The sequence below is a fragment of the Blautia sp. MCC269 genome (assembly GCF_018785655.1).
Taxonomy (GTDB): domain Bacteria; phylum Bacillota; class Clostridia; order Lachnospirales; family Lachnospiraceae; genus Blautia_A.
Genome location: NZ_WQQE01000063.1, coordinates 22,651 through 34,648, shown reverse-complemented (window position 1 = coordinate 34,648; position 11,998 = coordinate 22,651). Strand labels below are relative to the sequence as shown.

Annotated in this window: 12 protein-coding genes; 8 read left to right on the top strand and 4 right to left on the bottom strand. The window is 45.0% G+C overall.

What is annotated here, in order from left to right:
• Positions 1-56 precede the first annotated feature (56 nt).
• From GPK88_RS16220 to GPK88_RS16205, 4 genes are read left to right on the top strand one after another with little or no spacing between them, the layout of a single operon-like run.
• Positions 57-638, top strand: a complete 582-nt coding sequence (locus GPK88_RS16220; RefSeq protein WP_173771754.1) for an HD domain-containing protein — start codon at positions 57-59, stop codon at positions 636-638.
• Between the two features lie 11 nt (positions 639-649).
• Positions 650-1,714: an L-threonylcarbamoyladenylate synthase gene (locus tag GPK88_RS16215; protein WP_173771756.1), complete on the top strand. Its 1,065-nt coding sequence runs from the start codon at positions 650-652 to the stop codon at positions 1,712-1,714.
• A complete protein-coding gene (rpiB, locus tag GPK88_RS16210; RefSeq protein WP_173771758.1) occupies positions 1,711-2,139 on the top strand; it encodes a ribose 5-phosphate isomerase B in 429 nt (142 codons plus the stop codon). Before GPK88_RS16215 ends, rpiB begins: the two co-directional genes overlap by 4 nt.
• A 4-nt stretch (positions 2,140-2,143) precedes the next feature.
• Complete coding sequence (locus GPK88_RS16205) at positions 2,144-2,638, top strand: deoxycytidylate deaminase (RefSeq protein WP_173771760.1); 495 nt, start codon at positions 2,144-2,146, stop codon at positions 2,636-2,638.
• Between the two features lie 85 nt (positions 2,639-2,723).
• On the opposite strand, the gene GPK88_RS16200 is transcribed toward GPK88_RS16205, so the two are convergent.
• Positions 2,724-5,396, bottom strand: a complete 2,673-nt coding sequence (locus GPK88_RS16200) for a sensor histidine kinase (protein ID WP_173771762.1) — start codon at positions 5,394-5,396, stop codon at positions 2,724-2,726.
• 43 nt (positions 5,397-5,439) lie between these two features.
• Entirely contained in the window at positions 5,440-6,141 is a 702-nt protein-coding gene (locus tag GPK88_RS16195) for a response regulator transcription factor (RefSeq protein WP_173771765.1), read from the bottom strand.
• A gap of 242 nt (positions 6,142-6,383) precedes the next feature.
• Here GPK88_RS16195 and GPK88_RS16190 point away from each other — a divergent pair, with 242 nt between their 5' ends.
• Positions 6,384-7,289, top strand: coding sequence for a radical SAM protein (locus tag GPK88_RS16190; RefSeq protein WP_524536004.1), 906 nt, complete (start codon positions 6,384-6,386; stop codon positions 7,287-7,289).
• 264 nt (positions 7,290-7,553) lie between these two features.
• On the opposite strand, the gene GPK88_RS16185 is transcribed toward GPK88_RS16190, so the two are convergent.
• Together GPK88_RS16185 and trkA are read right to left on the bottom strand one after the other, a co-directional pair.
• Complete coding sequence (locus tag GPK88_RS16185) at positions 7,554-8,993, bottom strand: TrkH family potassium uptake protein (protein ID WP_118608323.1); 1,440 nt, start codon at positions 8,991-8,993, stop codon at positions 7,554-7,556.
• A 12-nt stretch (positions 8,994-9,005) separates the two neighbouring features.
• A complete protein-coding gene (trkA, locus tag GPK88_RS16180) occupies positions 9,006-10,364 on the bottom strand; it encodes a Trk system potassium transporter TrkA (RefSeq protein WP_148444805.1) in 1,359 nt (452 codons plus the stop codon).
• Between the two features lie 244 nt (positions 10,365-10,608).
• On the opposite strand from trkA, the gene GPK88_RS18975 reads away from it, so the two are divergent.
• Genes GPK88_RS18975 through GPK88_RS16165 form a run of 3 tightly spaced genes read left to right on the top strand, consistent with a single transcriptional unit; the run spans position 10,609 to position 11,884 of the window.
• A complete protein-coding gene (locus GPK88_RS18975; RefSeq protein ID WP_243279023.1) occupies positions 10,609-10,980 on the top strand; it encodes a spore coat associated protein CotJA in 372 nt (123 codons plus the stop codon).
• Positions 10,980-11,258 (top strand): spore coat protein CotJB, encoded by a 279-nt coding sequence (locus tag GPK88_RS16170; RefSeq protein WP_148445145.1) that lies wholly within the window; start codon positions 10,980-10,982, stop codon positions 11,256-11,258. The genes GPK88_RS18975 and GPK88_RS16170 overlap by 1 nt, the downstream gene beginning before the upstream one ends.
• Positions 11,259-11,260: 2 nt before the next feature.
• Positions 11,261-11,884 carry a manganese catalase family protein gene (locus tag GPK88_RS16165; protein WP_173771767.1) on the top strand — a complete coding sequence of 208 codons (624 nt, stop codon included), beginning with the start codon at positions 11,261-11,263 and terminating at the stop codon, positions 11,882-11,884.
• Positions 11,885-11,998: the final 114 nt, after the last annotated feature.

Below are 11,998 nucleotides of genomic sequence, written 5' to 3'. Positions count from 1 at the left end.
AAATTTATGAGGAAGAATGTTGCTTCTGCGGCATTATAGCGGGAGGAGGAAGATTTATGAACAGAATTGACAGGCTTTATATGGAAATGATCCGCTATTACCAGGGTGATCCCAAACATATTCAGCATTTTGTGAAGGTACACAGTTTTTCCAGGCTGATTGGCCAGGGAGAGGGGCTGGATGAAAGCACAATGTATACATTGGAAGCTGCGGCGCTTGTCCATGATATTGGAATTAAGATCGGAATGGAAAAATATGGCCGTTCGGATGGAAAGACGCAGGAAGCAGAAGGTCCGGCAGCTGCAAGGGAAATGCTGGGGAGACTTGGCTTTCAGGAAAAGGTAATCCGAAGAGTAGAATATCTGGTAGGGCATCATCACACCTACAGGAATATTGATGGAATGGATTACCAGATTCTTGTGGAAGCAGATTTTCTTGTAAACTATTTTGAGGACGGACTTGACAGAGAACATATAAAAACAAGTGCGGAAAAGATATTTAAGACAGAAACCGGTAAAAAAATTGTAAAAGAAATGTTTTTCCCGGAAGCTTTTCAGAAGTCGGAAACCTGGGCGCAGGATGCACTGCAGGATCTGGAAGATTTTATTGAAGAGCAGGGAATTTATATCAGACAGTAATGGAGCGTAAAATGAAAGCAGAAATAGCAGTTATGACAGCGGAACATATCGATATGGATGCAATTGCCAGAGGCGGGGAAATCCTGAAAAACGGAGGCCTTGTAGCATTTCCTACAGAGACGGTATATGGTCTCGGAGGAAATGCACTGGACCCAAAAGCATCTATGAAAATATATGCGGCCAAGGGAAGGCCATCAGATAATCCGTTGATCATACATATTGCAGATATCCGTGATCTGGATAAGATTGTCACGGAGGTTCCGGAGAAAGCAAGGATTCTGGCAGAAAAATACTGGCCGGGACCGTTGACCATGATTCTTCCGAAGGCAGATATTGTACCAAAGGAAACAACCGGCGGGTTGGACAGCGTGGCAGTACGTTTTCCAAGTGACCGGATTGCACAGGAGTTGATTCTTGCGGCCGGGGGATATGTTGCAGCGCCAAGTGCCAATACTTCCGGAAGACCGAGCCCTACCACAGCAGGACATGTAGCGGAAGATCTGGGAGATGCCATTGATATGATTATTGATGGCGGACAGGTGAATATCGGACTGGAATCTACCATTGTGGATTTTACGGAAGAGGTACCGGTCGTACTACGGCCAGGATATATTTCCCTGGAAATGCTTCAGGAAACGCTGGGTGAGGTGCGGATGGATAAGGGACTGATCAAACCGGACAGCAAGGTACATCCGAAGGCACCGGGAATGAAATATCGTCACTATGCCCCGAAAGCGGATCTTGCAATTGTGGAAGGCCCAACGGAACGGGTTATTGCAGAAATTGAAAAGAGAGCACTGGCTGCACAGGAGAATGGACAGACAGTGGGAATTATTGCAACAGACGAAACAAAAAGCAGATATTCACATGGTATTATAAAGAGTATTGGAAGCAGAGAGCAGGAAGAAACCATTGCACATCATCTTTATGAAGTACTTCGTGAATTTGACAGCTGTAATGTAAGCGCCATTTATTCAGAGGCATTTTTTACACCAAGAATGGGACAGGCGATCATGAACCGCTTACTGAAAGCGGCTGGTCATAAAATTATCAACGTTGAGGAGGAAGAAAAATGATAGCACTGGGATGTGACCACGGCGGATATGAGCTGATGCAGGAGGTCAAAAAACATCTGGAAGAGAGAGATCTGGAGTATAAAGATTACGGATGCAATGGTCCTGAATCTGTAGATTATCCGGTTTACGGAAAAAAAGTTGCCGAGGCTATTGTAAACGGTGAGTGTGAGAAAGGTATTCTGATCTGTGGTACAGGAATCGGAATTTCCATCACAGCAAATAAATTCAAAGGAATCCGTGCCGCACTTTGTACGGACTGCTTTACTGCAGAAGCGACAAGACTTCATAACGATGCCAATATTCTGGCTATGGGAGGTCGTGTAGTAGGTCCGGGACTTGCTCTGAAGATTGTGGACATATTCCTGGATACACCGTTTTCCGGTGATGAGCGTCATATCAGAAGGATCAACATGATCGAGGATTAAGCTTATGGATAAAAAAGGACAGAAACGTAAGGATTATCTTTCCTGGGATGAGTATTTTATGGGAGTGGCCATGCTTTCCGGTATGCGTTCCAAGGACCCGCATTCACAGGTAGGTGCCTGTATTGTAAGTGAAGATAACAAGATCCTGTCAATGGGATATAATGGATTTCCAAAAGGCTGTTCCGACGATGTGTTTCCGTGGGGAAGAGAAGGGGAACCTCTGGATACCAAATATCTTTATGTGACGCACAGTGAGCTGAATGCCATTCTGAATTACAGAGGCGGAAGTTTGGAAGGAGCCAAGCTTTATGTGTCACTTTTTCCATGTAACGAATGTGCCAAGGCAATTATTCAGGCAGGAATCAAAACGGTAGTATATGACTGCGATAAATATGCAGATACCCCTTCCGTGATTGCATCCAAAAAAATGCTGGATGCAGCCGGAGTACGGTATTATAAATATAACCGGACAGACCGTGAGATTACGATCAGGGTATAAAAAATAAATAATAGAAATAAGAGAAAACAGCAGCTTCGGCCTGATGCATCATCAGGATCCAAGCTGCTGTTTCTTTTATAAATGTTCAGGAGTGTGATTCATCCGGTCCGGATAAAGCTGTGGGAGATATCTTCTGGGGAAAACTTAAGCATACTTTAAAAAGATCGCCATCCAGATAGAGGTTAAAAGTTCCACCCTGAAGCTGTGTCAGGCTCTGCGCAATGGATAATCCAAGACCGCTGCCCTCAGTGTTCCGGGCAACATCACCACGGATAAAACGTTCGGTCAGTTCTTCCACAGGAATGTTTAAAGGCTGTGCGGAAATATTTTTCAAAGTAAAGATGATCTGATTGTTTTTCAGAAGGACTTCTGCATAGACTCTTGTATTTTCCATGGCGTATTTCAGAACATTTCCGAAAAGATTTTCAAGGACACGCCACATTCGTCTGCCATCCGCAAAAATCATGGCAGGAGTATCCGGAAAATGTGTCATCAGTGTTAGATGCCGGTCTTCCAGGCGTTCTTCAAATTCTCCCATTACCTGATAAAGCATTTCCACAAAGTTCAGGTCTGACATTTCCAGAGACAGGTTTCCGGTACTTGCTTTGGACGCTTCCACAACATCTTCTGTCAGGCTTTTCAGACGGTGGGATTTGGAATCCAGAATGTCCAGATATTTCAGAACTTCCTGGTCCGTGAAATTTTTTCTTTTCAGAAGATCTACATAGTTGATGATGGAAGTCAGCGGAGTTTTCAGATCATGGGAAACGTTGGTGATGAGTTCCGTTTTCAAACGTTCGTCTTTCAGGCTTTTTTCTACAGCAGCATCAAGACCGTCGCCAATTCGGTTGATGTACTGCGCCATCTCTTTCTGATCCCCACGAAGCTTTTCTTCCGGGATCTTGTAAGTGAGTTCCCCGTCTGTGATCCGTTTCAGGCCATCAAGGAGAAGTTCCCGTCCAAGAGCAATTTTATAGACAAAGAAAAGGGCGCCCAGATCCAGAAGAAAAAGCAGTAAAAACATCAAAAACCAGCCACCGGATGCAGAAATCAGGGCACTGAAGAAAAACTCAAGGAACAGAAATACGCCAAGTACTATTACCATGCGAATTCTGCTGATGGTGTTTCTGGAGAAAAACTTGATCAGTTTCCCGACTTTGTGCAGGCACAGACGGAGGAATTTCAGGCATCTGCGAAGGAAGCTGTTTTTCCACAGAGTGTGCGCTTTGATCCTGCGGACCAGGCTTAAATAACCAATCCAGAACATGCAGGAGATCAGGAAAATCATGATCCCGATGATGATCATGGAAGCGATATGATTATTGGTAGCATATTGCAGATTCAGCCCTGTACTCAATATACCAAGTGTCGGGATACATACAAGCCCTGCCGCTATTTCAGTATCAATCCGGTCAAAAAAGTTCAGCTCTGGCTGTATATTGCCAGTACTGCCCTCATCAGAATTCCTTTTTCCTGTATGGATTGTAAGCCAGATAAAATCCATGAGAAAGAGCAGAAAACTGACCACAGCGACTATTGCAGCCGGGATAAATAAAGTACGGTAAGTCTGGAAATACTGTCTGGCAGTTTTTACGGAATCCGCTACAGGAAGGCTGGTGTCATCAATCCAGGCCAGAAAACTGCAGTTTTCATCGTATGTGGAGTTTCGAAGAAGATTGATCCAGCTTTCAATGGAAGAACTCGGCTCAGAGGAAAGATTTAGATTGGTAAGACCACTCTGGGCATCTTTCTCGGTTTTTGCAGTGTCATTAACATCCAGGAGCACATAAGGCTTTTTGTTCGAAAAGCCGGAAATGTGAGTCAGATCGGAAGTGTAGCCTGCATCTGTGTTTGTGAAGATATTGTTTGTGCTGTTATCTGTATAGGCGTAGCGGATATTGGAGCTGCCGCTGTTGTATTCATTCAGTGCCTGGGTAGCAGCTGTCCAGTTGGAAAAAAGCTCACGGGCATTATCCAGCTGTTCAAAAGCATCGGTCAGGGTTCCCTTGAAATTCCTGGTTTGGGATGAGGTGGAATTCATATAGTCCAGGAGGCTGTCATAGCCTTCCGGTGCACAGGGAATTTTGAAGACCGGAGTAAGCATATCTGCCACATCTGTGTAAACGATATTTCCATTTTTGTCGGTAATATTTTCAAGAGGTTCCATTTCCCGGATGCCGCTGGCTGCATATTCTGCTTTTAAAGAAGAAAGAACCCGATCTGTCCAGTCATTCTGGGAAATTCCTTCGGATTTCAGAGCGCCTTGCAATGCATTCAGCTGCAGGGTGCCATCTTCCAGAGCTTTGGAAAAATCGGAATAATACATATATTCGGTTTTGCCTTCCGGGGTGGTGAGGCCCAAGACGATCCAGTCATCATCGGAATTTATGCTCTGCAGGCCCCATTCTTTAAGATCGTTAAAGGAGTAGGCAAGACCGGAGGTGTTTTTGAAGGAAAGAGAATCTCCGTTGTAAAGTTCTCCAAGATCAATGTACGTGTTTTCATCTGCTTGATCCAGAATTTCTCTGGCCGAGATTCCGTTCAGGATAGTAGAAATTTTGGTGTAGAAATCATTGGAAAAGGCAGAAGTCTGGAAATAATCCTTTGTTCTGAGATCATTGACGGAATCCATCTGGATCCCTGCCTGGATCACCAGTGCCGCTGAAAATGCCATGACCAGCGGCAGGATAAGGCCAAGGACAAGAGCGGGAATCCTCATAAGAGACCGATTTGTTCCTTTATGTTTGTTTGTACGCATAATACCCCTTTCTGAAGTACGAAGACTTCAAGTGCCGGATGGATTACCGGCTAAGCTTTTCAATTTTGTAACCCAGGCCCCAGACAACTTTCAGATAGCGTGGTTCTCTGGGATTGATTTCGATCTTTTCACGGATGTGGCGGATATGTACAGCCACGGTGTTGTCTGCTGCCAGGGCATCTTCATTCCAGATACTTTCATAGATCTGTGTGGTGGAGAAAACGTGTCCCTGATTTTTCATGAGAAGAAGGAGAATGTTATATTCGATGGGTGTCATTCGTACCGGTTCCCCATCTACCAGAACTTCTTTTTTGTCGTCATTTACTGTAAGGCCACCGGTGGTATAGATATGCTCCGATGCCGCTGGTGCGACGGAACCAAGTTGTGTATAGCGGCGCAGCTGTGATTTCACTCTGGCAATCAGTTCCAGAGGATTAAAAGGTTTGGTGATGTAATCATCGGCACCGATATTAAGTCCGAGAATTTTATCTGTGTCCTCGGATTTTGCAGACAGGATGATGATCGGAAGCGGATTATTTTCCCGGATTTTGACGGTTGCCCGAATCCCGTCAAGATGGGGCATCATGATATCCATGATCAGCAGATCTACTGGTTCCCTGGTAAGAATATCCAGAGCCTCCTGTCCGTCGTAGGCTTTCAGGATGTGATAGCCTTCCTGTGTAAGATAGATTTCGATTGCTTCTACGATTGCTTTGTCGTCATCGCAGACAAGTATGTTATCCACTTTTTTGTACCTCCCTGATGTTAATTAGAATAGCAGCCGGAAATTAAGACGAAAGGGGTAAATTCTTAAGATTCCATGAAATTCATTGTACTATATTAACTGTATCGTGTAAACCGAGAAGGGCTTGTTGATAACTGGGTGGATGTGCTAAACTATGTAAATGGAAATGTCTTAATAACAGAAAAAGATCAGGAGAAAGTAACGTGGAGAACGAAAAAAGCATAGATAGCGTAGCCGGAAAAATGATGTCCGCCTGTACACTCTGTCCGAGAGAATGCCATGTGGACCGTAGTTCCGGGAAAAAAGGTTTCTGCGGGATGGATGGGACCATTTATCTGGCAAGAGCAGCACTGCATATGTGGGAGGAACCCTGCATTTCCGGAACAAAAGGTTCCGGAGCGGTGTTCTTTTCCGGATGCGGGCTGCGTTGTTGTTTCTGCCAGAATCATGATATTGCTATTGGAAGCAGAGGATTGGCAGTAAGTGTGGAAAGGCTTGGAGAAATTTTTCTGGAACTGAAAGAAAAAGGTGCTGCCAATATCAATCTGGTGACAGGTGCACATTATGTACCGCAGATTATAAAGGCACTGAATCTTGCAAGAATGCAGGGAATGGATCTTCCTGTAGTGTATAATTCCAGTGGTTATGAAAAACTGGAAACATTGAAACTGCTGGAAGGATATGTGGATATTTATCTTCCGGATTTCAAATATATGGAACCGGATCTGGCACAGAAATTTTCTCATGCACCGGACTATGTGGAAAGGGCAAAAGCTGCGATTAAAGAGATGGTACGTCAGAGTGGAAGCTGTCAGTTTGGAGAAGATGGATATATCAGGAAAGGAACCATTGTCCGCCATCTGATCCTGCCAGGACATACGAGAAATTCCAGGAAAGTTCTGCGCTATCTTCATGAAACCTACGGGGAAGAGATTTACATCAGTATTATGAATCAGTATACACCGGTGAGGGAATTTGGAGAATTTAAGGAATTAAACAGAAAAGTAACAAAACGGGAATATGAAAAAGTTCTGGATGCTGCTGTAGAGATGGGAATTCAGAATGGATTTATACAGGAAGGGGAAACTGCTTCAGAAAGCTTCATTCCGGAATTCGATTACGAAGGGGTGGAAAAAAATACCCCATAAATGGAAGGAGGCCGGTACTCTCGTACCGGCGCGTATGAAAAAGAAAAATATTATAGAAAGCTCATCACTTTCTATGGCTAATAATATACAGGAAAAATGTGAAGAAAGTGTGTCTAACATTTGAAATAAATGTGAAAAAATGCGATTTATGACGCAAACATGACAAAATATGCTTAAAATATAACGGTTATGCCTGTATGACAGGGAATAAAAACCGGAGAAACGGATAAAAAAGAAGTCCGTTTCTCCGGCTTTTTGTTTTTGTCAGAATTTTTTCCAGGTTTCCCGGAGGAAAAGAATTAGAATCGGGAACAACTCCAGTCGGCCGGCCAGCATATCGAAAGAAAGGACCAGCTTGGACAGCGGAGAAAAGATCCCGAAGTTTCCTGTAGGACCGATCAGGGAAAGACCGGGACCCACATTGTTTAAAGTGGTGACTACGGCTGTGAAATTTGTTACAAGATCAAATTCATCAAAACTGATGATAAAGATAGAGGCAGCCACGATCATCAGATAAACGATCATATAAATATTGGTGGCACGCATAACTTCGTGAGACACCGCTTTTCCGTCCATTTTGATCTTTTTTACTGCATTGGGATGCAGATAAAGATGCAGTTCCTTGCGAACAGATTTTGCAAGAAGCAGAAGACGGGAAATCTTGATTCCGCCGCCTGTACTGCCAGCACAGGCACCACAGAAGGTAAGCAGTACCAGAATCGTTCTGGATACCGCAGGCCACTGGTTAAAATCCGTAGTGGCATAACCGGTGGTGGTGATAATAGAACCAACCTGGAAAAATGCCTGTTGAAGTGCTTCCCACACATTGTCAAACAGATGTCGGACATTGAGTGTGATCATCAGGGCAGAAGCGATGATCACAAAGAAGTAGCAGCGGACCTCTTCAGATTTCAATGCCTGAGAAAACTTCCTGGTGAGAAGAAGAAAATAGACATTGAAGTTAACGCCAAACAGGATCATAAAGATAGTGATGACGATCTGAATATATAAGCTGTAACTTCCCATACTGTCGGATTTGATTCCGAACCCACCGGTTCCGGCAGTTCCAAATGCTGCACAGAGACTGTCGTAAAGAGGCATCCCCCCAAGAAGCAGGAGGATGATCAGTGCAACAGTGAGTGCAATGTAGATCTTGTACAGGATCTTGGCAGTTGACTGGACTTTTGGAAGAAGCTTTCCTACGGAAGGACCGGGGCTTTCTGCCTTCATAAGGTTCATATGATAGCCACCTGCAAGCGGAAGCAGTGTCAGGATAAATACCAGAACACCCATACCACCGATCCAGTGGGAAAAACATCTCCAGATATTGATGCTGTAAGGCATCTGTGATGGATCGGAGAGAATACTGGAACCGGTTGTAGTGAAACCGGAAACAATCTCAAAAAAAGCATCAATGGGATTCGGGATAGCTCCGCTGAGCACAAACGGCACAGCACCGACAATACTGAGGACGATCCAGCTTAAAGCAGTAGTCACAAGGCCTTCACGGGCGTAAAACGCTTTCTTGGACGGTTTGCGGCTGACCAGTGGAACACCGATCGCCAGGCATGCCAGAATTGTGATCACAAAGGCGATTCCGGCTTTTTCACGGTAGATAAGGGCTGTGATACTGGGAACCAACATGCAGACTGCTTCCACGTTCATGATCCATCCCAGGATATAAACAATAATTGAATAATTCATTTTTCAGTACCTCTATTTTGCAAGTATGTCTGTGATGTCACGGAGGCCTTTGTGAGTGGTTACAATGATGACCGTGTCGCCTACCTGAATGGTATCCTGACCACGGGGAATGCGGATGCGGCCGTTGCGGTTCAGGCATCCCACCAGAAGATTCTTGCGGAGATTCAGCTCTGCAAGAGGGATATAAGTTACGGCAGATTCCTCACGGATCGCAAATTCCAGTGCTTCTGCATTGCCATCCAGAATATGATAAAGGGTTTCTACGTTGCTGCCGATGCTGTTCTGAGTGGCACGGACATACTGCAGGATATAATCAGCAGTGATATTTTTCGGGTAGATGACACTTCCGATATCCAGGGAGTCGATGACATCATCAAATTCCAGACGGTTGACCTTGGCAACCAGCTTGGCATCGGAGATGCTTTTGGCAAAGAGGGCAAGAAATACATTTTCCTCATCCAGATTTGTCAGAGTGACAAAGGATTCGGACTCGGAAAGTCCTTCTTCTAGCAGAAGAGAACGGTTCGTTCCGTCACCATTGATAATAGTCGCATCTGGAAGCAGTTCGCTTAAGTGCTCACAGCGGTTTTTGTTCTGCTCGATGATCTTGACACTGATCTTCATATCCAGAAGTGCATGGGCAAGATAATAGGAAATGGTTCCGCCACCTACGATGATACAGTTTTTGACCTGATTGGTCTTGAGACCGATCTTACGGAAAAATGCCGCTGCATTAAGCGGAGAGGCCAGAATGGAAACCATATCTCCGTCGTGTATAATGTGATCACCACCAGGAATGGATACATTGTCACGGCTTTCAATCGCGCAGACCAGAATATCACTTCGGAAAGCATCTGAGATCTGGGAAACGCTCATTCCGTCCAGCTTGAATTCCGGGAGAACTTTAAACTTGAGAAGTTCTACACGACCACGTGCAAAGGTGTCAATCTTGATCGCAGATGGAAAACGGAGAAGCCGTGAAATTTCCTGGGCAGCGGCAAGCTCCGGGTTAATGATCATGGTAACACCAAGACGTTCTTTGATGAAGCCGATTTCTTTTTCATAAATGGGGTTACGGACGCGGGCGATAGTCTGGCAGTGGTTGGCCTTCTGCGCGATCAGACAGCAGAGAAGGTTCAGCTCGTCAGAAGCGGTAACTGCGATCAGGATATCTGCAGTATCAACACCTGCCTCCATTAAAGTATTGATGCTGGCACCATTACCGACGATTCCCATAGCGTCGATATTTTCGCAGAGATCATTGATCTTGTCGGCGATAACGTCGACGAGAGTGATATCAATATCCTCTGCCTGAAGCTGCTCTGCAAGATTTCTACCGACTTTTCCGCAGCCTACAATAATTACCTGCATAATTTCCTCCTTCAATAGCCTGTCAGGGCTACAAATCATAAGTAAAAGCGCCCATCCGTGTAAAGATAGGCAAGGATATTATAGCACTGTATATCTGATTTTTAAACAGTAATATTTTCCTGTATATATAGAAAAAAATGGCAGAAAGATAGATATATGTGAAGGAAAGTGAACATTCCTGTTTTCACAAGTTTAAAAAACTGTCATAAAATATAGCGTGATCATGAATGAAAGGATTTCGCTTATGGACCGATTTCAGATGAATCGTTCGGGATGCCGGCCATATCAGTATACCTGCGGGATGAATGGCGGGATGGCAGCCCGGAACGATTGTTCATCTTCAGATATGGCAAATCACGGCAGCCAGAACGGGAATCATTGCAACAGCATGAAGCAGAACATGCCGAAGGAAACCTGTAGCTGTAACATGCCGGGAACCGGAAACCGTGCTGACCAGGAGATGTATTCGCATCTTAAACATCTGGTTCCTGCAATGGCTTATGTGCCATGCCAGGAATTTGCACCTACGTTTGAACTGAAAAAGGCGCTTCAGGTTGGAACAATCTTTCCTGAGCTTTGCAAGCCGTTCTGTGGCAGGAGAGGAGGCCGTAGATGATGTCCGGAAACTGTACTTCAAAAAAAGAACTGTTACAGTCCATTGACCAGGTAAGCTTTGCCATTGATGACCTTCTTCTTTTCCTGGATACACATCCAAGGGAAAAAAGAGCTCTTGAGTATTACAGCGAACTGAGCACCAGAAGAAATGAACTTCTGAAAAAATATGCGAAATTTTATGGTCCGCTGACCATCGATACCGGAAACGACAGCAATCTTAGCTCCTGGCAGTGGATGGAGCAGCCGTTTCCGTGGGAACAGGAAGGAGGGTGCAGATAGTTATGTGGAATTATGAAAAAAGACTCCAGTATCCTGTAAATATCAAGACGCCCAATGCAAAACTGGCACAGTTCATCGCCAGTCAGTACGGCGGGCCCGATGGCGAGATTGGCGCTTCCATGCGGTATCTTTCTCAGAGATTTACCGCACCGAACCGGATGGTCGCAGCGGTGCTGAATGATGTGGGCACGGAAGAATTAGCCCATTTGGAAATTGTATCTACCATTGTTCATCAGCTGACAAAGGATCTTTCCATGGAAGAGATCGAGAACAGTGGACTTGGCCCGTATTATATTGACCATACAGTGGGAATCTGGCCACAGTCTGCAGGAGGAGTGCCGTTTAATGCCTGCGAATTCCAGAGTAAGGGTGATCCGATCACGGATCTGTTTGAAGATCTGGCAGCAGAACAGAAGGCACGCTCCACTTACGATAATATCCTCCGGGTGGTGAAAAATATCCCGGAGGTTGCAGATCCCATCCGTTTCCTTCGGGCAAGAGAGGTAGTCCATTTCCAGCGTTTCGGTGAAGCACTGAGATCCGTGCAGGAGCAGCTGGATGCCAAAAATTTCTATGCCTTTAACCCGAGCTTTGATGCTCCGTGCAAAGCCTCCTGTGAAGAGTGATGGATCAGAGAAAAAATCTGTCTGACAGGAATCATATTTGAAATAAAAAGAGCTGCACAGCCGGCAGGGATCCTGCGGCTGTGCAGCTTTGAATTTGTTTTTTGGGAAAAAGAT

What these genes read in the sequence shown, in the direction of transcription:
- GPK88_RS16185 (WP_118608323.1), bottom strand. Translation starts at nt 8,993, where the DNA reads ATGAATTATTCAATTATTGTTTATATCCTGGGATGGATCATGAACGTG.
- GPK88_RS16215 (WP_173771756.1), top strand. Translation starts at nt 650, where the DNA reads ATGAAAGCAGAAATAGCAGTTATGACAGCGGAACATATCGATATGGAT.
- GPK88_RS16165 (WP_173771767.1), top strand. Translation starts at nt 11,261, where the DNA reads ATGTGGAATTATGAAAAAAGACTCCAGTATCCTGTAAATATCAAGACG.
- GPK88_RS16200 (WP_173771762.1), bottom strand. Translation starts at nt 5,396, where the DNA reads ATGCGTACAAACAAACATAAAGGAACAAATCGGTCTCTTATGAGGATT.
- rpiB (WP_173771758.1), top strand. Translation starts at nt 1,711, where the DNA reads ATGATAGCACTGGGATGTGACCACGGCGGATATGAGCTGATGCAGGAG.
- GPK88_RS18975 (WP_243279023.1), top strand. Translation starts at nt 10,609, where the DNA reads ATGGACCGATTTCAGATGAATCGTTCGGGATGCCGGCCATATCAGTAT.
- GPK88_RS16170 (WP_148445145.1), top strand. Translation starts at nt 10,980, where the DNA reads ATGTCCGGAAACTGTACTTCAAAAAAAGAACTGTTACAGTCCATTGAC.
- GPK88_RS16190 (WP_524536004.1), top strand. Translation starts at nt 6,384, where the DNA reads ATGATGTCCGCCTGTACACTCTGTCCGAGAGAATGCCATGTGGACCGT.
- trkA (WP_148444805.1), bottom strand. Translation starts at nt 10,364, where the DNA reads ATGCAGGTAATTATTGTAGGCTGCGGAAAAGTCGGTAGAAATCTTGCA.
- GPK88_RS16205 (WP_173771760.1), top strand. Translation starts at nt 2,144, where the DNA reads ATGGATAAAAAAGGACAGAAACGTAAGGATTATCTTTCCTGGGATGAG.
- GPK88_RS16220 (WP_173771754.1), top strand. Translation starts at nt 57, where the DNA reads ATGAACAGAATTGACAGGCTTTATATGGAAATGATCCGCTATTACCAG.